This is a genomic window from Acidisoma sp., assembly GCF_965199065.1.
GTDB lineage: Bacteria > Pseudomonadota > Alphaproteobacteria > Acetobacterales > Acetobacteraceae > Acidisoma.
This window is the reverse complement of sequence record NZ_CBDAQN010000003.1, coordinates 1,158,056-1,178,022: the sequence shown is the minus strand read 5'-3', so window position 1 is coordinate 1,178,022 and position 19,967 is coordinate 1,158,056. Positions and strand designations below refer to the sequence as shown.

Sequence of the window (19,967 nt, the reverse complement as noted above, 5' to 3'; positions counted from 1 at the left end):
CGTGAGAGACATTTGAAAATCTCACTGGCGAACCCTCATAGGTTCAGCGCAACGCGAGGATCTGCATGCCGCCCGGCCACCGACACTTCCACCTCGACCCGCTGGGCGGCGCCGCGGGCGACATGTTCGTGGCCTGTCTGCTCGACGCCTACCCGACATTGCGCGCGGGCGCGCTCGCTGCCGCCCGCGCCGCTGCAGACGCCGAGTGCGAGCTTGCGGCCCATCGTGACCATGTTCTGACCGGCAGCCGCTTCCGTGTGAGCGAGGACCACCACCATCCTCATGAGCCGCACGGTCACGCTCACGATCCTGGGCATGGGCATGGGCATCACCACGACCACGGTCACTCGGACCATGGGCATGGGCACGGGCATGGGCATGGGCACGAGCATGGCCACCTGAGCTGGGCCGGCATCCGGGCCAATCTAGAGGGCTCGTCCCTCACCCCCGGCGTCCGCGAGCATGCCGTCGGCATCTTCTCGATCCTCGCGCAGGCTGAGGCGCGCGTTCATGGCGTGCCCATCGGCGACGTGACCTTTCACGAGGTCGGCGCAAAGGACTCCATTGCCGACATCGTCGCGGCGGCCTGGCTCATCGATGCGCTTTCGCCCGCAACATGGAGCGTCGGCCCGTTGCCGCTCGGCGGCGGTTCGGTTCGGACCGCTCACGGCGTCATGCCCGTGCCGGCTCCCGCGACGACGCTGCTGATGGAGGGGTTCGCCACCCTGGATGACGGCATCGGCGGCGAGCGCGTCACGCCGACCGGTGCGGCGATCCTGCGTTACCTGAAGCCGGTCGCCCGGCCACGCGAACCCGGAGTGCTGTGGCGGACCGGCATCGGTTTCGGCACCCGCGCTCTGCCCGGCACGAGCAACGTCCTGCGGCTGCTGGCCTTCGCGCCGCAGGAAGAGGCGTCGGTCGCCATTCCCCACCGCGAACTGGCGGTGATCACCTTCGAGGTCGACGACCAGACGCCCGAGGACATGGCGATCGCGCTCGAGCGTCTGCGCGCGCTGCCCGGCGTCCATGACGTGTTGCAGATGGCGGCCTGGGGCAAGAAGGGCCGCATGGCCACCCATCTCCAGCTGCTGGCTCAGCCCGAGGCGCTGGAGGATGCGGTCGAGGCCTGTTTTCGCGAGACTACCACCATCGGCCTGCGCACCCACTTGGTGCAAGCACGTGCACTGACCCGCCGGATGCATTCCGTGCTGGTCGACGGCCAGCCCTTGCGGGTGAAGAGCGTTGCCCGTCCCGGCGGCCGCAGCGGCAAGACCGAAGCCGACGATCTGGTTTCGGCCGAAAGTCAGGCGGCGCGGATGGCTCTCCGCGTGCGGGCGCAGAGGATGGTGGAGGAAGATGATGCTTGACGCTATGAACGGCGGGCTGGCCGCCGGAAAGGAAGCGCTCGTCCAGGCGGCGCGTGACCGCCTGCGCTGCATCCTGGCCAAGCTCGACCGTGCCGCGGTCGCAGTCAGCGGTGGCGTCGACAGTCTCACGCTCGCCGCCACAGCTTCCGACGTGATGGGCATGCGCGTGATCATGCACCACGCAACATCGCCGGCCGTTCCGGGCGAGGCGACCGAACGGGTCCGCCAACTCGCCCGCGCGCGGGGCTGGGCGCTCGACATCTTCGACGCAGGCGAGTTCCTCGACGAGCGCTACCGGGCAAACCCGGTCAACCGGTGCTTCTTCTGCAAGACGAACCTCTATGGGGCGATCGCCGGCCGCACCGGGTCCGTGATCCTGTCGGGCACCAACATGGACGACCTCGGCGATTACCGTCCCGGCCTGGAGGCCGCGAAGGCTCACGGCGTTCGCCATCCCTTCGTGGAGGCCGGCATCGACAAGTCGATGGTGCGGGCTCTCGCGGCTGACCTTGGACTGGGCGATGTCGCGGAACTTCCCTCCGCTCCCTGCCTGTCGAGCCGCGTCGAGACCGGCATCGCCATCGAGGCCCCCGTGCTCAGGATGATCGAGGAAGCCGAGATCCTCCTGCGCGACACCCTGGCGCCCCACACGGTCCGTTGCCGTGTCCGCAGGGCGGGGATCGTGGCGGAACTCGATCCGGCTACCCTCGAAGCGCTCACCGATCCGCTTCAGGAAAGTCTGACCCGATCGCTCGTGGCGCTCGCCGAGAAGCATGGCGTCGGGCCGCGCCCGGTCGCCTTCGCGCCGTACCGGACCGGCAGCGCCTTCCTGCGGACCGGGGCATGACGCCCCCGGATTTCCTGCTCGACACCCGGCGGGACGAGCGTCTCCGGCTCAGCGAGGCGATCTTCTGCGCCGGCAAGTCCCCCGCCCAGATCGGGGCCATCGTCGCCCATGCCGAGGAGCGCGGCCTCAGCTTGCTGCTCACCCGGCTCGACGAAGCGCGGTTCGCTGGCCTGCCACCGCATCAGCGGGAGGTGCTCGACTACGATTCGTTATCCGCCACCGCCATCTGGGGGCAACCGCATCCCATCGACGCGAAGACGCGCGTCGCGATCGTCACCGCCGGCACCTCGGACGTGCCGGTGGCGCGCGAAGCGGCGCGGACGCTGCTTTTCGAGGGCTTCGGCAGCGAGGAGATCGTCGATGTCGGCGTCGCCGGGCTATGGCGGCTGCTGCGGCGGGTCGACGAGTTGCGGACGTTCCCGGTGGTGATCGTGGCCGCAGGCATGGATGCCGCCTTGCCGAGCGTGATCGGCGGGCTGATCGGCGGGCTGATCATCGCGGTGCCGACCTCGGTCGGCTACGGCGTCGCCGCCGGAGGGCAGACGGCCCTCAACGCAATCCTGGCCAGCTGCGCCCCGGGGATCGTCACGGTCAACATCGACAACGGCTATGGGGCGGCCTGCGCGGCGATGCGTGCGCTCGGCGGCCGGACCACCAAGGGAGAAGATCATGGAACGTCGTGACCTGCTGAAGGCGACTGCCCTCGGCGCCGCCTCCGCCTCGGTCCCTGCGCTGGCGGCGGCGCAGACGGTGATCTCGCCCGCGGAACCCTCGCCGGGCAACTGGCCGCCGCCCGCCACCATCGACGAAGGCGGAATGAAATACCGCATCCTCGGCGCCACCGGGCAACGTGTCTCCATCGTCGGGATGGGCGGATTTCATCTCGCCAAGCCCGAGCCCAACGGCCCGACGACCGAGGACGCCATCCGCATCGTCCGCACCGGCATCGACAACGGCATCAACTTCTGCGACTGCGCCTGGGACTACAACGGCGGCGAGAGCGAGATCCGCCTCGGCAAGGCGTTGCGGGACGGCTATCGCCAGAAGGCCTTCCTGATGACGAAGATCGACGGCCGCACGGCGGCGTCGGCGACGGCCCAGCTCGAGACGTCGCTCAGGCGGCTGCAGACCGATCATCTCGACCTGCTGCAGTTCCACGAGATCATCCGCTGGGACGATCCCGACCGCATCTTCGCGGACGGCGGCGCACTGGAGGCGATGCTGAAGGCGCAGCAGCAGGGCAAGTTCAAATACATCGGCTTCACCGGCCACAAGAGCCCGAAGATCCACCTTAAGATGTTCCAGATGGCCGCGCAGCACCATTTCCACTTCGACACGGTGCAGATGCCGGTCAATGTCATGGACAGTCACTTCGACAGCTTCCAGCAGATGATTTTCCCCATCGCGCAGGCTCAGAGGACCGCCGTTCTGGCGATGAAGACCTTCGGCGACACCTTCATCTATGACGCCCATGTGGCCCCGCCGGCCGAGCTTCTGCATTACGGCATGAGCCAGCCGGTGGCGGTCGTCATCACCGGTTGCGACAAGATGCCGATCCTCCAGCAGGCGCTGGAGGCCGCGCGCACCTATCAGCCTATGTCGGCCGCCGACCAGCAGGCGCTGCTCGCCAAGACCGCCGAGATCGGCAAATCCGGCAGCACCGAGAAGTACAAGGTCAGCCACCACTTCGACTCGACGATGCAGCATCCCGGCTACCTGACCCAGACCTGATCCAAGCGCCGCCTGATCGGCATGGGACACTCGAAACCTCGGGCCTCCATCGGGCGGCGCGTCCTCGTGCCGCTCGAAGCGCTGAACTTCTTCATGTCGGACATGCAGGCCGGCATCGGTCCGTTTCTCGGCGTCTTCCTGCTGGCGCATCATTGGCAGAGCGGTCCCATCGGCACCGTGATGACGCTCGGCGGGGTCGCGGGGATGCTCATGACCGCGCCCTTCGGGGCTCTAGTCGACGCGACGAAGCGAAAGCGCTCCTACGTCGCCATCCCGGGCGCCTGCGCGGTCCTCGCCTCGCTGCTCATCCTGGTGTCCCAGAACTTCTGGGTCATCGCGCTCTCTCAGGTCGCCACCGCCATCGCGGGCGCCGCCATCGGGCCGGCCGTGGCAGGCATGACGCTCGGCATCGTCCGGCAAACCGGGTTTCCGCGTCAGAACGGGCGTAACCAGGCGTTCAACCATGCCGGGAACATGGCCGGCGCCGCTTTGTCCGGCTATCTCGGCTGGCGTTTCGGCTTCGCGTGGGTGTTCTGGCTCGCCGTGGCATTCGCGGTGCTGTCGATCATCTCCGTGTTCCTGATCCCACGCGCGGCGATCGACGACGATGCGGCGCGCGGCATGAAGGAGGGCGGCGACGGCACGGAGAAGGCGAGCGGCTTCCGTGTCCTGCTCCGGAACCGTCCGCTTCTGATCCTCGCTGCCGCGCTCGCCTGTTTCCACCTCGGCAACGGCGCGCTCCTGCCGCTCTATGGCCTCGCGGTCGTGTCGGCTCATCCCGGCAACCCGACCATCTTCGTCGCCGAGACGATCGCGGTGGCCCAGGCGGTGATGGTTCTCGCCTCCATCGTCGCCACGCGGATGGCGTCGAGCCAGGGCTACTGGTGGATCATGCTCATCACCTTCATCGCGCTGCCGATCCGTGGGCTGCTGGCGTCTTTCCTGATCGTCGACTGGGGCGTCTTTCCGGTCCAGGCGCTCGATGGCGTCGGCGCGGGGCTTCAGAGCGTGGCCGTGCCCGGCCTCGTGGCGCGTCTGTTGAACGGGACCGGCCGCGTGAACGTCGGCCAGGGCGCGGTCATGACCGTGCAGGGACTGGGCGCGTCGCTCAGCCCGGCCCTTGGCGGCTGGATCGCCGAGGACCTCGGCTACCGCGTGACCTTCATCATCCTGGGCTCATTCGCGCTCGTCTCGCTCACCATCTGGCTCGTCACCGCGAACTGGCTGAAGCCCGCCTGTGCCGAAACCCGGTCCGAGCAACGGGCGGCTGTCGCATGACGTTCACACGACGCCCTGCACCAGCGGGGCGTGGCGGTCCACCAGGACGGCGCTCGCCTCGTTGAGGCCGATGACCTCCACCGCCATGCCGTGCCGGCGCATCTTGGTCACCACCGCCTCCAGCGCGCCGACCGCCGTGATGTCCCACAGATGGGCGCCCCCGAGGTCGATCCGCACGTGCGCCGCCCTGTCCCGCAGGTCGAAGCGATCGGCGAATTCATCGGCGCTGGCGAAGAAGATCTGGCCGCTCACCGTATAGATCCGCGTGTCGGAGGGTGCGTCGTAGCCGACCCGCACGTCCATCAGCCGCATGACCTTGAAGGCGAAGAACACGCCGCTGAGGAGCACGCCGACGGCGACCCCGACAGCCAGATCGGAAGTCACGACCGTCACCGCGACGGTCGCCAGCATCACGACGCTCGACACCTTTGGATGGCGCACGATGTCGCGGATCGAGCCCCAGGAGAAGGTGCTGATCGAGACCATGATCATGATGGCGACCAGCGCCGCGACCGGCACGCGCGCCACCCAGGGCCGCAGGACGACGATGAGGACGAGCAGAAACAATCCGGCGACGAAGGTGGAGAGCCGCCCGCGCCCGCCATAGCGGACATTGCCCACCGTCTGGCCGATCATGCCGCAGCCGGCGATGCCGCCGAACAGCCCGGCGGCGACGTTGGCGATGCCGAGCCCCCAGCATTCCCGCGCCTTGGCGCTGGTGGTCTCGGTCAGCTCGTCCACCACGCTCGCCGTCATCATGGATTCGAGCAGTCCGACGACCGCCATGGCCAGCGCATAGGGCGCCACGATCCCGAGCGTCGCCAGCGTCATCGGCACGTGCGGGATGACCAGCGCCGGCAGGGAGTGCGGCAGCCGCCCGAGGTCGACGACCGTACGCAGCGGCATGGGCAGCGCGACGCTGATCGCCGTCAGCACGAGGATGCAAATGAGGGGCGAGGGGATCGCCGTCGTCAGCCGGGGCACGAGGTAGATCACGGCAAGACCGAGCGCGATCATCGGGTATGTCTGCCACGGCACGTGCAGCATCTGCGGCAGCTGGGCGGAGAAGATGAGGATGGCGAGCGCGTTGACAAAGCCGGTGCGGACGGAGCGGGAGACGAAGCGCATCAGCACGTCGAGCCGCAGCAGCCCGAAGGCGATCTGGAACAGCCCGGCGAGCAGCGTCGCCAGCAGGAGGTATTGCAGTCCGTGGCCATGCACGAGGGCGGCTGCCACGAGCGCCACCGAACCGGCGGCGCCGGAGATCATCGCCGGGCGTCCGCCGGTGAAGGCGATGACGATGCCGATGATGAAGGAGGCAAAGAGCCCCACCTCCGGGTCGACGCCCGCCACGAACGAGAAGGCGATGACTTCGGGGATGAGGGCGAAGGTCCCGACCATTCCGGCGAGGATGTCGCGCTTCACGTCGCCGAGGCTGGTGCCCCATTCGGCGCGGTAGCGCGAAAGCTGATGAGAGGTCATGGGTGCAAGTCCGCGATCGGCATGGCGCGGCAGCGCGGGAGGCGGCGGCTGCCGGTGTCTGCTTGCGTTGTCCGGCGGATTGGCGGCCGGAAGAGCCACCCGGGGTCGCACCGGGTCCAGGACGGATGACCGAGACCTAGCCTAGCCTCTGCCGCAGTGCAACATGCTCACGGCCGGCGACGGAGCAACGTTCAACCGCGTTGAGCCGCCACCATGAATGCCGGCGCCGCGCGGCTGACCATGTCATCGGACGCCGTGAGGGAAATGCGGAAATAGGCGGGCGCGTTCATGATGCTGCCCGGCATGACGAAAACGTCGTGATCCGCGAGCGTGTTCCACATGCGCTCCGGATCGCCCTCGGGCCACTTGATCCAGAGATAGAACGTGCCCTCCGGCGGCAGCACCGTGTAGCCGGCCTCCGACAGGTTGGCCGTCAACATGTCGCGGCGGCGGGCGAGGGCAAGCTGGTCGATGGAGAGCTTCTCGAGATCGGGCAGCGCGTGTTGCATCAGGGCGTTGGGGAAGCACCAGCCGAGAGCCATCTGCGCGGAGAACATAGCCTCGCGAAACGCGCGGCGGTCGGCCTCGGGCATCAGCGGCGAGGCGGCAAGGTAGCCGAGCCGCTGACCGGGCGCGAGGAGAACCTTGCCGTAGCTGTAGGCGATCATCGTCCAGGGGTAGAAGCTGGCCGGGCTGTCGAACTTTCTGTCATCAAAACGAAGTCGCCGGTAAGGCTCATCCGACAACAGATAGATGCGATGGCCGATGCGGGCGGATGCGCGGTCAAGCACCTCCGCGAGCGCGCGGAGCATGGCGGCCGGATAGATCCGTCCTGTCGGGTTGTGCGGCGTGTTGACGATGACGAGGCGCGTCCGCGGGCCGATCGCCGCATCGATGGCGGCAAGATCGAGATCGAAGGCGGGGGCCTTCAGTGCCACCTTGCGTGGCACGGTGTCGGCTGCGAGCAGGATGGGCTGGTAGCAGAACCATGCAGGTTCCGAGTAGATGGCCTCGTCGCCCGCGTCGAGAATGAGCCGGACGGCCAGCATGATCGCACCGAAGCCGCCCGTCGTGAGCGCGATATCGCCGGGTTCGAACGCAAGGCCCAGTTCCTCGCTCAGGCGTTCGGCCACCACGCGCTGTGGCGCTGCCTCGCTGGTTTTGTAGGCGAACCAATTCTTGTCTTGCGGCACGGCCTGCTCGCGGAGGACCGTGACGATGCCGTGCAACGGCATCTCCTGCGGGTTGCCGAAGGTGAAGTCGGAGATGCCCGGCGTCAGCCGCCGCTCCCCGTAGCGGGATGAGAAGTAGAAGTCCTTGACGCCAGCGAAGGCGTCGTCGGCGGCTTTCACTCGGTTCGAAACGGACATCTTTCGTATCCTTGATGAACAGGGCTGGCCTTAGTCCGTCATAGTAACAATTTCCGGAAAGGTTGGCGAGAGCCGGCCGCCCTGGCGCAGGGGCTCTATCCGGCGGGCGAGGCCCGTCGCATCGTCCGTCTCGACGAACACGCCCGAGATCGTGACGTCGCCCTCAGCCGGGGTCAGGCGCTCGCCCGGCATCTTGCGCCAGAAGCGCTCGGCGGCGGGGCCCTTCGTCATGCCGATGACGCTGTCATAGGCGCCGCACATGCCGGCATCCGTCATGTAGCCGGTGCCGTTTTCAAGGATTTGATGGTCGGCCGTCGGCACATGCGTATGCGTGCCGACGACCAGAGATAGCCGGCCATCGAAGACATGGGCGAAAGCCTCTTTTTCGCTGGTCGCCTCGGCGTGGAAGTCGGCCACCGCCGCGGCCAAGTTCTGGCCCAGCTTGTGACGCGTCAGCACATCCTCGGTGGCGCGGAAGGGGCAATCGAGCGCGTCCATGAACAGCCGGCCCATGGCGTTGATGACCATCGCCCGCCGCCCGTCCGCGAGCGTCAGGATCACGCTGCCGGCGCCCGGCGTGCCGGGGGGAAAGTTGATCGGGCGCAGCACGCGCTTCTCGGTCGCGATGAAGGGGATGATCTCGCGGCGATCCCAGGAATGGTTGCCCAGTGTGATGACATCGGTTCCGGCTTCGAAAAGAGCGCGGGCCATCTCCGGCGACAGCCCGAAGCCGTGCGAGGCGTTCTCGCCGTTGACGATGACGAGGTCGAGGCGCAGCCGGCGCCGGAAGTCGGGCAGGGCGGCGGCGACGGCATCGCGGCCGCCACGTCCGATGACGTCGCCGAGGAACAGAATGCGCATGGCGCTCCAATCAGGGGAAGTGTCTGAGCCCGGCCTCGGTCACGACCGCGTGCAGCCTTTGGTCGTACGATCCCACCGGAACGCTGTCGAGTTCCTGGTCGGCAAAGGCGCAGCCGACGCGGATCGCGTCCGGCAGAGCGGCCAGTGTCCGGTCGTAGAAGCCGCCGCCGTAGCCCAGGCGATGGCCCTGGCCGTCGAAGGCCAGCAGCGGGATGAGCAGCACGTCCGGTGTCAGTTCCTCGCCCGCGGGATGGCTGGTGCCGAAGCGGCCCGGCAGCAGGGGCTCGCCCGGCTTCCAGGCGCGGAACACGAGCGCCTCGCCACGCCGGCCGGTCACCGGCAGACCAAGCGGATGTCCCCGCTCATGCAGCGCCGCGAGCAGTGGCCGGATGTCGATTTCGTGCTGGATGGGCCAGAAGCCGGCGACGACCGCGCCACGCGGGAGGATGCCGCCTTCGAGCAGATGGCCGATCAGCCTGATACCAAGGCCGGGGTCCTGACCCGTTCGGCGAGCGACGGCGGCTTTGCGGGCCGTCGATTTCGCTTCGTCGATCGACACGGGAAGAGTAAGTGGAGCCGCCATGGCCGGTGGCGCTTTCATCCTCCCAAGGCCTGCTTGTGCAGGTGGGCACCAGATACATTGACCAAGATCAAAGCAGAGCCAGTTCCCTAGGGAGAACATTATTGGCCCTGGGGATGTTTTGCCTGTCGAACCGGGCAGCTCCACAGCAACGTCTACGCGCGTTCGAGGGCTTCCGCAATCTCTTCCGCCTTGACAGCGAGGCGCCTCACCGCTGCGTCGAAAGCGGGGTCGGGCGCCGCCGTCTGCCGCCCGGCATGCAGCGCGGCTTCCTTGTCATGCAGCTCGTCAGCAAGAAGCAGGGCCGCCAGCATGAGCAGGCGCGCCTCGCCGGTCTGGCCGAGCGTCTTGATGCTGTCGATACGGCTCTGCACCGCCTCGCCCATCGCTTTCAGATGGGGTTCCTGCCCATCCTCACAGCCGACAAGGTAGGAGTAGCCGTTAATCCTCAACGTGACCTGTGCCACGGCCATCTCCTTTCGGGCTGCTGATGGGGTGGGAGTGCTCTACCGCCGGCGCTGCCGTCCAGGCCAGCCTCACGGCTGCCGCTCTATCCCAAGAGCATTGCGCAACCCACCGATGAGATCATCGAGTTTTGTCACGATTTCGTGATGAGCGGGTTCGCCTTCGCCTTCTCGGGCAGGATCGTCCGTGGCCGGGTTCTGGAGAGAGAAGCTCGGGCGAGGTCTTGCGATCTGAGCGGCAATCCTGTTCAGAGCCGCCTCCAGACGGCGCAGAGCCGCGCTGGTGTCCTCGTGTTCCGCCATGAGCCTCTAGTGTACTGTGTCTTAACCTTATGTAAATCATCAGCACAGGTCGGCGGTGCAACGTCAAGGATTTCGCGATGATCCCGCCCGCCGTCGTTATCCACAGCATCGCCGACGCCCGTCGTGCTCTTGCGCCAGGGCTGCCGGTGACGCTGGTTTCGGCGCCTGGAGCCGCCCTCTATGCCGGAGCCGGCTGGTGGACCGCGATGATGTCCGCCGCCCGGGCGGAGCATCCTGCGCGGCCTTTTGAGGACATTCTCGATTGTGGCGATGCGCCGGGCCGCGCTGCCGAGGCGCTGCGTGCCGGCCAGCGCCACCTCGTGCTGCGCGGCGTATCCCCCGCCATCTACGAGCGCGTCCGTTTGATGGCCGAGGCGCTGGGCGCCGTGCTGCGGCCCGACATGCCCGAGGCGCTCGACCTCGCGCGCCCTGACGCCCGGCGGCGGCTGCCGGATTGGCTGGCGGCCCAAGGTGACAATGAATGCGGCTTTCGCTAGTGCTCGCCGGCGATGGACCCCTGTCGCCTCTACCTCGTCACGCCGCCGCGGCTCGACCCCACGGTCTTTCGGGACCAGCTGGCCGCCGCCCTCGATGCGGGCGATGTCGGGGCCGTGCAGCTGCGCCTCAAGGATGCCGACGAGGATGCGCTAAGACGCGCCATCGAGGTGTTGCGGCCGGTGGCGCAGTCCCGCGACGTGGCCTTCCTGCTGAACGACCGGCCCGATCTCGCTCGTGCCTTGGGTTGCGACGGCGCCCATGTCGGACAGGAGGATATGCCGGCGCGCGAGGCGCGGCGCATCCTGGGTCCGGATCTGACGCTCGGCGTCTCCTGCCATGGCAGCCGCGAACTCGCGATGAACGCCGGCGAGGATGGCGCCGATTATGTCGCTTTCGGCGCCTTCTTCCCCACGGGCACGAAAGCGGATGCTCCGGTCGAGGCGGAGCCCGAACTTCTCGGCTGGTGGTCCGAGATCATGGAACTGCCGGCGGTTGCGATCGGCGGCATCACGGCCATGAACTGTGCGCCGCTGGTGCAGGCGGGGGCGGATTTCCTGGCGGTCGTCAGCGCCGTCTGGAACCACCCGCAAGGCCCCGCCGAGGGCGTGCGAGCGATGAACGCGGCCATCGCCGCCGCACGCCAGACATAAGCATATCTTTATGAATAGTCCCTGCTGATGGCTCCGCTGACGGCGCTCGCCATGCCCGTACTTCGCCGCCTGGAGGCAGAGCGCGCGCACCGGCTCGCAATGATCGCCATGCGCCTCGGGCTGGCGGCGGAAAACCCGGCGGCCGACCCGCCCGTGCTCGCGACGACCGTGGCGGGCCTCGCCTTCACCAACCCCGTCGGGCTGGCGGCGGGCTTCGACAAGGACGCGGTCGCCTTGCGGGCGCTCATGCGGATGGGCTTCGGCTTCGTCGAGGCCGGTACCGTCACCCCGCGCCCCCAGGCCGGCAATCCGCGCCCGCGCCTGTTCCGCCTCGCCGAGGACGGCGCCGTCATCAACCGCATGGGCTTCAACAACGCCGGCGTCACGGCCTTCGCGGCAAGGCTCGCAATGTTGCGGCGGAACGTGCCCGTCGGCGCCAACATCGGCGTCAACAAGGAGGGTGCGGAGCCTGAGCGCGACTATCCGGACCTGCTCCGCATCGTGGCCCCGCTGGCGGATTACGTGACGGTCAACGTCTCCTCGCCGAACACGCCCGGCCTCCGGGATCTGCAGAGCGAAGCCCGCCTCGCGGCGATCCTCTCGGCCATGCGCGCCGCCGTGCCCGACGCGCCGCCGATCTTCGTGAAGGTGGCGCCGGACCTTTCGGTCGCGGGACTGGAGGCGGTGGTCGAAACCGCCGTCGCCCACGGCATCGCCGGGCTCATCCTCACCAATACGACGATCTCGCGCCCGCCCGGCCTGCGCGGCGCGGCGGCCACCGAAACCGGCGGCCTCTCGGGCAGGCCGCTGTTCGACCTCTCGACCGCCATGCTGGCCCGCGCCTTCCTGATGGCCAAAGGCCGGCTCGTGCTGATCGGCGTCGGCGGCGTCGGGACGGGCGCGGACGCCTTGGCCAAGATAAAAGCGGGTGCCGATCTCGTGCAGGTCTATACCGCCTTCACCTATGGCGGCCCGCAGGTGGTCGCCCGCATCAAGCGCGACCTCGCGGGCGCGTTGAAGGCGGCGGGGGTCGTGCGGCTCGCCGATCTGGTGGGCGCCGAGGCTGTATCGATGGCGAGAGGGGTGTGACCATGCGGCATCTGGATGGATTAGCCCCGCTCGCGGGTCATTATGACGGGTTTATTCTCGATCTTTGGGGCGTCGTGCATGACGGGGTGAAGCTCTACCCCAAGGCCCGGCAGACCATCGTCCGGCTGCGCGAGCGTGGCAAACGCATCGTCATGCTCTCCAACGCGCCGCGCCGGGCGGCGATGGCGGCGGCGGGGCTGACGCGGCTCGGCATCGAGCCCGAACTCTACGACGGCGTCATGACCAGCGGCGAGAGTGTCTGGCAGGCGCTGCTGACCCGGGACGATCCATGGTTCGCGGGACTTGGCCGGCGCGCCTTCTTCATGGGGCCGGGCCGCGACCTCCCCCTGCTGGAGGGGCTGGACATCGAAGTGGCGGTCACCCCGGCCGAGGCCGACTTCGTGCTGAACGTCGGCGCCGACGAGGCGATCACCGACCGCGAGGTGGGTCCGCACATCCCGGCGCTGGAGGCCTGCCTCGCCGCCCGCCTGCCGATGGTCTGCGCCAACCCCGACATCATCATCGTGCGCGACGGCCAGCAGATCCTGTGTGCCGGAGCGCTGGCTCAGACCTATGCCGAGATGGGCGGCGAGTTCCGCCAGCGCGGCAAGCCGGATGCGGCCGTCTATGGCCCGACGCTCGCCATGCTGGACCTGCCGCCCGGCCGCGTGCTGGCGGTGGGCGATGCGCTGCGCACGGATATCGCGGGCGCCTCCGGCGTCGGCATCGACGCCTGCTGGGTGCTGGATGGCATCCACGACCTTCTCGGCAAGCCGGCAGAGGCAGAGGCAGAAGCAGCGGCGGCGGGTCTTGCCCCCATCGCGACCATCCCTAACTTCGCGTGGTGATGAGACGCTATCTGATCCTCGCGGCACTATTCGGGGGCTTCGCGAGCCCTGCTCTGGCACGCGCGCCCTATCCGCAGCCGCCGAGCGTCGTCTTCGGCGACCTCTATCGCGCGGTCGAACTGGCGCAGATCTTCCCTGACCAGAAGACCTTCGCGGACGCGATCCCGACCGCGCCCCCCGCCACCATCCTGAAGGACTACGCGGCGCAGAAGGGGCAGCCCGGCTTCAGCCTGCGCAACTTCGTCACCGCCCATTTTCAGGAGCCGGTGCTCAAGACCGTCTCCTACGACCGCCGGCCCGGCGAAACGGTGAACGAATACATCGAGGATCTGTGGAAGGTCCTGCTGCGTCAGCCCGACGAAATCGAGGCCTACTCATCGCTGCTGCCCTTGCCCGCGCCCTACATCGTGCCGGGCGGACGCTTCAGCGAAATCTACTACTGGGACACCTACTTCACGATGCTCGGGTTGGAGCAGGACGGAAAGACCAAGCTCGCCGACGACATGGTGCGCAACATCGCCTCGTTGATCGACCGTTACGGCCACATGCCGAACGGCAACCGCAGCTACTACCTCAGCCGGTCGCAGCCGCCGTTCTTCTCCTGCATGGTCGATCTCATCGCGAAACGGGACGGCCCCGGCGTCTACAAGACCTACCTGCCGGCGATGCGCGCCGAATACGACTTCTGGATGCAGGGCGCGAGCAGCCTCAAGCCGGGTGAGGCGCATCGCCATGTGGTGAGGCTCGCCGACGGCACGTGGCTCAACCGCTTCTGGGACGACCGCGACACGCCGCGCGACGAGTCCTACCTTGAGGACGTGGACACGGCGAAGCTCGCGCACCGCCCGGCGCCGCAGCTCTATCGCGACCTCCGCGCCGGTGCGGAATCTGGCTGGGACTACAGCTCGCGCTGGCTTGCGGACGGCCACACCCTCACGACAATCGACACGACGTCGATCCTCCCCGTGGACCTCAACAGCGAGATGTTCCACATGGAGAGCGACCTCGCCTATGCCTATCGCCTCGCCGGGAACACGACGGAGGCAAAGCTGTTCGCGCAGCGTGCGGCGACCCGCGAGGCCGCCATCCGGCGCCTGATGTGGGATGCCAAGGCGGGCGACTTCACCGACTACAACTGGGAAACGCGGCAGCAGACGCACGTGGTTTCGGCGGCGATGGTCGTGCCGCTGTTCTTCCACGTTGCCACGGTTGCCGAAGCGCAGGCGGTGGCGGGTGCGGTGCAGGCGCACCTGCTCGAACCGGGCGGCATCCGCACCACCGAGACCGATACCGGTCAGCAATGGGATGCGCCGAACGGCTGGGCGCCGTTGCAGTGGATGGCGGTGGAGGGCTTCGCCCGTTACGGCGACACGCTCGCGAAGACCATCGCGGGGCGCTGGGAGGCGCGCGTCGATACGGCCTTCGCGCGCGACGGCGTTCTCGTCGAAAAATACAACGTCGAGACGCCGCCGGGCGGCGCCGCGACAGGCCACGGCGGTGAGTATGCGCTGCAGATCGGCTTCGGCTGGACAAACGGGGTGCAGGCGGCGATGACTGCGGCCTACCCTGAAACGAAGGGAGCGACCGCTCCCTCCCCCTGATAAAGGCTTTCATGCAGCGTGCGATGACCGCCTGGCAAACCGCCGCCGGACGGCTTCCCGTCACGCTCTGGCTCCTGGCCGCCGTGCTGCTGGCGCAGTTTGCCGCAGCGCTCTCCGTGCCGCTCATCCATCGGAACGGCAGCATGAGCATCACGGCGCTACGCATGGCGTGGGCTGCCGGCTTCCTCCTGGTCGTGGCGCGGCCACGCCTCTTGCCACTCGATGCCCGACGCCTGATGGCAGCCGGCATTCTCGGCCTGACCACCGCCGCAATGGCCTTTTTCTTCTTCGCGGCGGTTGCACGCATTCCCGTCGGGACCGCGGTCTCCATCGAGTTCCTCGGGCCGCTCACGCTGGCGCTCGCCGGCTCGCGCCGCGCGCGGGATGTCGTCTGGGCTCTGCTCGCGGCGCTCGGCGTCTGGCTCCTCACTCACGGAGTCGGCGGGGCGGTCGATTTAGTGGGTTGTGGCTTCGCTGGCGGCTCCGCCGTGTGCTGGGCTTGCTACATCCTGCTGACGCGACGTGTCGGCCGGGTCTTCACCGGCGTGCAGGGCCTGACCTTCTCGCTGTGCGTTGCCGCGCTTGTCGGGTTGCCGCTCGGCATCCTGCCGCACTGGCACAGCATCGGACTGGTGCCGGTCCTGCTCATGGCCCTCATCGCCCTGCTGTCGCCCGTCGGCGTCTATTCGCTTGAGATGGCTTGCCTGCGCCGGATGGAGCCGCGCCGCTTCGGCATCCTCATGAGCCTGGAACCCGCGGCGGCGGCCCTCATGGGATTCCTGGTTCTAGGCCAGCGGCTGAGCCTCACCCAGTTGCTCGGCATGGGCTGCGTGACGCTGGCGAGCCTCGGCACTGTGGCCGCCTCGCCGAAAAAGACGTAGACCGGCTCGCCCCTTTACGGAGACAACGCGCATGCCCGTGACCGGCCTCGACCCCTATGACGACCAGAACATCTTCGCCCGGATCCTGCGCGGGGAGATCCCCAACAGGACCGTGTACGAGGACGAGTTCGCGCTCGCTTTCCATGACATCGCACCACAAGCCCCGGTGCATGTGCTGGTTATCCCCAAAGGTCCGTATGTATCGGCGGTGGATTTCGCCGCACGTGCGCCCGATGGCGAGATCGCCGGGTTCTGGCGCGCGGTCGGCCGGGTCGCCGGCATTCTCGGCCTGGAGCAGGAGGGTTATCGGCTGCTCAGTAACCACGGCATCCATGCCGGACAGGAAGTGCCGCATTTCCACGTTCATGTCTTCGGCGGCGGCCCGCTCGGCCGGATGATCCAGGCGGCGTGACGCGTGCTCGCAGGCTGCGCTCGTCTAGCCGGCCCGGATTCCTGCGCGTTCATCCTGCGTTAACAGGCACGAGGTTACGTGACCCCTTGAGGTCACTCTCGGACGAGTGGTCACCGCCGACTATTCAGGAACGTGGTCGCCATGCTCAGCCTTCACCGCGCTTTGCTACCCAAGGCCAAGCGCGTTCTGAATGCGCTGGATCGGTCGCTCGCGATTATCGAGTTCAACCCCCAGGGTAGAATACTCGCGGCCAATCACGAGTTCTGCCAGTTGATGGGCTATGACGCCGCCGAACTTCTGGGCAAGCATCACAGCATCTTCGTCGATCCTGCCTACGCGGCGTCGGCAGCCTACAAGGCGTTCTGGGCCAAGCTCGGTCGCGGCGAGTTCGACCGCCAGGAGTATCCGCGCCTCACGAAAAGCGGGCGGCAGGTCTGGATCCAGGCGTCCTACAATCCGATCCTGAACGGGGCCGGCAAAGTCGTCAGCATCGTGAAGGTCGCCAGTGACACGACGGCGGCACGGCTGCGGAACATCACGTTCGAAGCGAAACTAGCGGCCATCTCCCGCGTTCAGGGCATGATCGAGTTCAAGCCCACGGGCGAGATCATCGATGCCAACGAAAACCTCCTCGCCTCGCTGGGTTATCGCCTCGATGAAGTTGCGGGCAAGCATCATCGCATGCTTGTGGAGCCCGCATACGCCGCAAGTGCCGAATACCAGGAGTTCTGGCGCAAGCTGAACGCGGGTCAGTTTATCGCCGGCGAGTTCAGGCGGCTCGGCAAGAACGGTCAGGCAGTTTGGATCCAGGCCTCCTACAACCCGATCTTCGACCTGAACAACAAGGTCACGTCGATCCTGAAGTTTGCCACCAACATCACGGGGCGCGTGCAGGCCGTGGCGGAGGTCGCCGCCGGCATGGCCGAGCTTGCACAGAACAACCTGCAGTTCCGCTTGTCCCAGGCGTTCGAGCCCGCCTTCGAACCGGTGAGGGCGGACTACAACACCTCGCTTGCATGTCTGGAGATGACAATCGCACGGGTGGCTGCCAGTTCCGAGATGATACAGGCCAGGGTCGCCGAAATCGTGGCTTCGACAGATGACATGGCGCGATGCATCGAGGAACAGACCGAGGGCCTGCAGGAGACCGCGGCCGCGCTGGACGAAATCACGATGACCGTCAAGCAGGGCGTGGAGGGTGCGTTCGATGCCGCGCTCGCGGCCTCCGGCGCCCGCTCGGGCACCGCACGGTCGAGCCAAGTGATGAGCCTGGCTGCAACCGTGATGACGGAGATCAACGAGAGCTCCAAAAAGATTACGCAGATCATCGGCGTAATGGATGAAATCGCTTTCCAGACCAATCTGCTGGCGCTGAACGCCGGGGTCGAGGCTGCTCGTGCCGGCGACTCTGGGCGTGGTTTCGCCGTCGTGGCGCAGGAGGTGAGGGCGCTCGCGCAACGGTCGGCCGAGGCCGCCAAAGAAATCAAGTCTCTCATCTCCTCCAGCTCCGAAGAGGTGAAGCGTGGCGTCGAGCTGGTCAATGAAACCGCGGGGGCGCTGACGGGCGTGACCGAGCAGGTCGCGCGGATCGATGCCCTGCTCTCCCAGATGGCGAGTGCCGCGAAGCAGCAGGCGATTGGCCTGGTCGAGGTCAACAAAGCTGTGAACCGCATGGACCTGGAGCAGAACGCGGGAATGATCAAGGAAGCGAGCCGCGCAGCCGCCACGCTCAAGGTCGAGGCGGTCGAAATGGCCGGCCTGATCGGTCAATTCCGCATTGAGCGCGCAAGCCGGGCGCCGTCGTCCGGAGCGCGCCCAGCGGCGGTCGCGCACGGTGGCCAGCCCAGGTCCCGCCCGCGGGCGATGGCGCTGCCTGACTGACGTCCGGAACGTTGAGCAGACCCTGCGGACCGGCTGGGGCCTGATGGCAGTGGCTTTAGAACAGACAGGAATGCCGCGATGGATCCGCAGGAAGAAGCAAAAAGACTTCAGCGTCTTCATGCCATGGGGATGTTGAACACGCCGGAGGATCGATTGTTTCGGGGCTTCGCCGAAGACGCACTCGCCTTGCTGCCCGGCACCTCGATCGCGGCCGTGACGCTCGTCGATGCCGAGCGCCAGTGGTTCAAGGCAATCATCGGGCTGGATATGAAGGAGACGCCTCGCAGCGTCTCCTTCTGCTCGCACACCATCGAAACAAACGGCGTGCTTGTGGTGGAGGATGCGACGCGCGACAGCCGGTTTGTCGCCAACCCTCTTGTCACGTCAGCGCCCGCTATCCGCTTCTACGCGGGCATCAAGCTGACGAGCGGTGTCGGCGCCCTCTGTGTGATCGGCCGGCAGCCGCGCCGTGCGACGGAGGCGGAAATCGCCAAGCTGGTCAAGCTCGCGCAATACGTCGACATCCAGTTGCTCGCGCATGGCACGCAGTTCAACCTGCCCGACGCTTCCCCAAGGGCCCCGGCGGCTTAAGGCGTTTCCCACCCGCCGGTCTCGGCCGAGCGGAACACGGCGTCGATGACGCGCATGTTGGCGATGGCGTCCTCCAGCGGGAACTCCAGCGGCGCCTCGCCGAGGATGGCGCGCGACACCGCGTCCCCCTGCTCGGTGTATTGATCCGTCACCGCGAAATCCTCGGGCGTTGCACCCGAGCCGTCCAGCGCCTCGCCGTCGTCGATGAGGATGCGGCAGGGCGCGTCGGGCGGCGCGTTGAAGGGGATGATCACCTCGATCCGCGCCTTCGTGCCCATGATCGTCACGCGCTGATGCGGCGCCAACTGCGTCGAGCAGGTGAAGGTGAGGTGCCCGTCCGGGAATTGCAGCACGGCGCTGGTGAGGCGGTCGGTGCCCATGGTGGGGTCGCGCTCGATGAGGCTCGATACCCGCAGCGGCTCGGCTCCGAAGACGTAGCGCGCGGTGGCGATGGCGTAGCAGCCGATGTCCATCAGGCCGCCTCCGCCGATCGACGGGTCGTTGCGGATGTTGGTGGGATCGTCGAGGAAATACGTGAATGCGGTCTGAATGGCGCCGACACGGCCGAGCCGCCCTTCCTGCGCCAGTTGACGCACGCGATGCCACCAGGGGGTGTAGCGGACCATGAAGGCCTCGGCGACGATGAGGCCGCTGCGGTCGCGCGCCGCCAGCAGCGTGCGGGCCTCCTCGGCATTCAGCGCGACCGGCTTCTCGCACAGCACATGCTTGCCGGCTTCGAGCGCGCGGATGCTCCACGGCACATGCAGGTGGTTGGGCAACGGGTTGTAGATGGCGTGGATGTCGGGGTCTGCGAGCAGCGCCTCGTAGCTGCCATAGGCGCGGGGGATGCCGAGGCTCTGGGCGGCCGCCTCCGCCGTCGCCTGATCCCGGGACGCGATGCCGAGCACGCGGCTCACCTGGCCCTTCTGCATGCCGGGGATGACCTTCTCCCGGCCGATCTTCGCCGTGCTGAGCACGCCCCAGTTCACTGTCTGCGCCATGATGATCTCCCCTGTCCGCGGCAGTCTCCGCCTGGCACCTGACGTCGCCGCTCCCGAGCGTTGCGCAAGGGGTTCGCACCGCTAGACGCCAAGCGCTGCCGCACGCCGCCGAGGCAATCCTGTCGCTGGTGCCTCTCGACCCCGTCGTGTCGGCCCCGGTGTTTCGTACGAAGCGTCATCAGAGCCGACCTTCGAAAGTGCCAATCGATGAGGTCGTTTGACAAATTACGTC

21 protein-coding genes, 1 other RNA gene and 1 other annotated feature are annotated in these 19,967 nt (G+C 67.4%); of the genes, 14 read left to right on the top strand and 8 right to left on the bottom strand.

Features of this window, described 5'->3' with window-relative positions; all coding sequences use genetic code 11:
• Window positions 1–65 precede the first annotated feature (65 nt).
• Genes ACOEQ1_RS13600 through ACOEQ1_RS13580 form a run of 5 tightly spaced genes read left to right on the top strand, consistent with a single transcriptional unit; the run spans window position 66 to window position 5,223 of the window.
• Window positions 66–1,367: a LarC family nickel insertion protein gene (locus ACOEQ1_RS13600; RefSeq protein WP_419759779.1), complete on the top strand. Its 1,302-nt coding sequence runs from the start codon at window positions 66–68 to the stop codon at window positions 1,365–1,367.
• On the top strand, window positions 1,357–2,214 hold the full coding sequence (locus tag ACOEQ1_RS13595; RefSeq protein WP_419759778.1) for a hypothetical protein: 858 nt from the start codon (window positions 1,357–1,359) through the stop codon (window positions 2,212–2,214). The genes ACOEQ1_RS13600 and ACOEQ1_RS13595 overlap by 11 nt, the downstream gene beginning before the upstream one ends.
• On the top strand, window positions 2,211–2,897 hold the full coding sequence (gene larB, locus ACOEQ1_RS13590; protein WP_419759777.1) for a nickel pincer cofactor biosynthesis protein LarB: 687 nt from the start codon (window positions 2,211–2,213) through the stop codon (window positions 2,895–2,897). The genes ACOEQ1_RS13595 and larB overlap by 4 nt, the downstream gene beginning before the upstream one ends.
• Window positions 2,884–3,945 carry an aldo/keto reductase gene (locus ACOEQ1_RS13585; RefSeq protein WP_419759776.1) on the top strand — a complete coding sequence of 354 codons (1,062 nt, stop codon included), beginning with the start codon at window positions 2,884–2,886 and terminating at the stop codon, window positions 3,943–3,945. Before larB ends, ACOEQ1_RS13585 begins: the two co-directional genes overlap by 14 nt.
• Before the next feature lie 21 nt (window positions 3,946–3,966).
• Window positions 3,967–5,223, top strand: a complete 1,257-nt coding sequence (locus tag ACOEQ1_RS13580; RefSeq protein WP_419759775.1) for an MFS transporter — start codon at window positions 3,967–3,969, stop codon at window positions 5,221–5,223.
• A gap of 3 nt (window positions 5,224–5,226) precedes the next feature.
• Here ACOEQ1_RS13580 and ACOEQ1_RS13575 read toward each other — a convergent pair whose 3' ends face one another.
• The 7 genes from ACOEQ1_RS13575 to ACOEQ1_RS13545 all read right to left on the bottom strand — a co-directional run bounded on the left by ACOEQ1_RS13575 (window position 5,227) and on the right by ACOEQ1_RS13545 (window position 10,283).
• The gene (locus tag ACOEQ1_RS13575) at window positions 5,227–6,705 is read right to left on the bottom strand and encodes a SulP family inorganic anion transporter (RefSeq protein WP_419759774.1); all 1,479 of its coding nucleotides are present in this window, start codon (window positions 6,703–6,705) and stop codon (window positions 5,227–5,229) included.
• A 65-nt stretch (window positions 6,706–6,770) separates the two neighbouring features.
• Window positions 6,771–6,826 (bottom strand) — a sequence feature (sul1 is cis-regulatory element that is thought to sense ions involved in sulfur or methionine metabolism; They are found in Alphaproteobacteria).
• A 70-nt stretch (window positions 6,827–6,896) separates the two neighbouring features.
• Complete coding sequence (locus ACOEQ1_RS13570) at window positions 6,897–8,075, bottom strand: aminotransferase class I/II-fold pyridoxal phosphate-dependent enzyme (protein ID WP_419759773.1); 1,179 nt, start codon at window positions 8,073–8,075, stop codon at window positions 6,897–6,899.
• A 30-nt stretch (window positions 8,076–8,105) separates the two neighbouring features.
• On the bottom strand, window positions 8,106–8,936 hold the full coding sequence (locus ACOEQ1_RS13565) for a TIGR00282 family metallophosphoesterase (protein ID WP_419759772.1): 831 nt from the start codon (window positions 8,934–8,936) through the stop codon (window positions 8,106–8,108).
• Window positions 8,937–8,946: 10 nt separating this feature from the next.
• On the bottom strand, window positions 8,947–9,519 hold the full coding sequence (locus tag ACOEQ1_RS13560) for a 5-formyltetrahydrofolate cyclo-ligase (protein WP_419759771.1): 573 nt from the start codon (window positions 9,517–9,519) through the stop codon (window positions 8,947–8,949).
• A non-coding RNA gene (gene ssrS / locus ACOEQ1_RS13555) (6S RNA) lies at window positions 9,506–9,663 on the bottom strand. The genes ACOEQ1_RS13560 and ssrS overlap by 14 nt, the downstream gene beginning before the upstream one ends.
• Before the next feature lie 8 nt (window positions 9,664–9,671).
• Entirely contained in the window at window positions 9,672–9,983 is a 312-nt protein-coding gene (gene zapA, locus ACOEQ1_RS13550; protein ID WP_419759770.1) for a cell division protein ZapA, read from the bottom strand.
• A gap of 69 nt (window positions 9,984–10,052) precedes the next feature.
• Window positions 10,053–10,283 carry a hypothetical protein gene (locus ACOEQ1_RS13545; protein WP_419759769.1) on the bottom strand — a complete coding sequence of 77 codons (231 nt, stop codon included), beginning with the start codon at window positions 10,281–10,283 and terminating at the stop codon, window positions 10,053–10,055.
• A 77-nt stretch (window positions 10,284–10,360) separates the two neighbouring features.
• On the opposite strand from ACOEQ1_RS13545, the gene ACOEQ1_RS13540 reads away from it, so the two are divergent.
• The 9 genes from ACOEQ1_RS13540 to ACOEQ1_RS13500 all read left to right on the top strand — a co-directional run bounded on the left by ACOEQ1_RS13540 (window position 10,361) and on the right by ACOEQ1_RS13500 (window position 18,734).
• Window positions 10,361–10,780 carry a hypothetical protein gene (locus tag ACOEQ1_RS13540; protein WP_419759768.1) on the top strand — a complete coding sequence of 140 codons (420 nt, stop codon included), beginning with the start codon at window positions 10,361–10,363 and terminating at the stop codon, window positions 10,778–10,780.
• A 12-nt stretch (window positions 10,781–10,792) separates the two neighbouring features.
• Window positions 10,793–11,431: a thiamine phosphate synthase gene (gene thiE / locus ACOEQ1_RS13535; protein ID WP_419759767.1), complete on the top strand. Its 639-nt coding sequence runs from the start codon at window positions 10,793–10,795 to the stop codon at window positions 11,429–11,431.
• A 27-nt stretch (window positions 11,432–11,458) separates the two neighbouring features.
• Window positions 11,459–12,520, top strand: coding sequence for a quinone-dependent dihydroorotate dehydrogenase (locus ACOEQ1_RS13530; RefSeq protein WP_419759766.1), 1,062 nt, complete (start codon window positions 11,459–11,461; stop codon window positions 12,518–12,520).
• A gap of 2 nt (window positions 12,521–12,522) precedes the next feature.
• A complete protein-coding gene (locus ACOEQ1_RS13525) occupies window positions 12,523–13,368 on the top strand; it encodes a TIGR01459 family HAD-type hydrolase (protein ID WP_419759765.1) in 846 nt (281 codons plus the stop codon).
• The gene (gene treF, locus ACOEQ1_RS13520) at window positions 13,368–14,969 is read left to right on the top strand and encodes an alpha,alpha-trehalase TreF (RefSeq protein ID WP_419759764.1); all 1,602 of its coding nucleotides are present in this window, start codon (window positions 13,368–13,370) and stop codon (window positions 14,967–14,969) included. The genes ACOEQ1_RS13525 and treF overlap by 1 nt, the downstream gene beginning before the upstream one ends.
• 23 nt (window positions 14,970–14,992) lie before the next feature.
• Window positions 14,993–15,850, top strand: a complete 858-nt coding sequence (locus ACOEQ1_RS13515; protein ID WP_419759763.1) for an EamA family transporter — start codon at window positions 14,993–14,995, stop codon at window positions 15,848–15,850.
• A 31-nt stretch (window positions 15,851–15,881) separates the two neighbouring features.
• Window positions 15,882–16,262: an HIT domain-containing protein gene (locus ACOEQ1_RS13510; protein WP_419759762.1), complete on the top strand. Its 381-nt coding sequence runs from the start codon at window positions 15,882–15,884 to the stop codon at window positions 16,260–16,262.
• A gap of 141 nt (window positions 16,263–16,403) precedes the next feature.
• Window positions 16,404–18,143, top strand: a complete 1,740-nt coding sequence (locus tag ACOEQ1_RS13505; RefSeq protein WP_419759761.1) for a PAS domain-containing methyl-accepting chemotaxis protein — start codon at window positions 16,404–16,406, stop codon at window positions 18,141–18,143.
• A 78-nt stretch (window positions 18,144–18,221) separates the two neighbouring features.
• Window positions 18,222–18,734, top strand: coding sequence for a GAF domain-containing protein (locus ACOEQ1_RS13500; RefSeq protein WP_419759760.1), 513 nt, complete (start codon window positions 18,222–18,224; stop codon window positions 18,732–18,734).
• Here ACOEQ1_RS13500 and ACOEQ1_RS13495 read toward each other — a convergent pair.
• Window positions 18,731–19,735 carry a Gfo/Idh/MocA family protein gene (locus ACOEQ1_RS13495; RefSeq protein WP_419759759.1) on the bottom strand — a complete coding sequence of 335 codons (1,005 nt, stop codon included), beginning with the start codon at window positions 19,733–19,735 and terminating at the stop codon, window positions 18,731–18,733. The two genes, ACOEQ1_RS13500 and ACOEQ1_RS13495, sit on opposite strands and share 4 nt — an antisense overlap.
• Window positions 19,736–19,967: the final 232 nt, after the last annotated feature.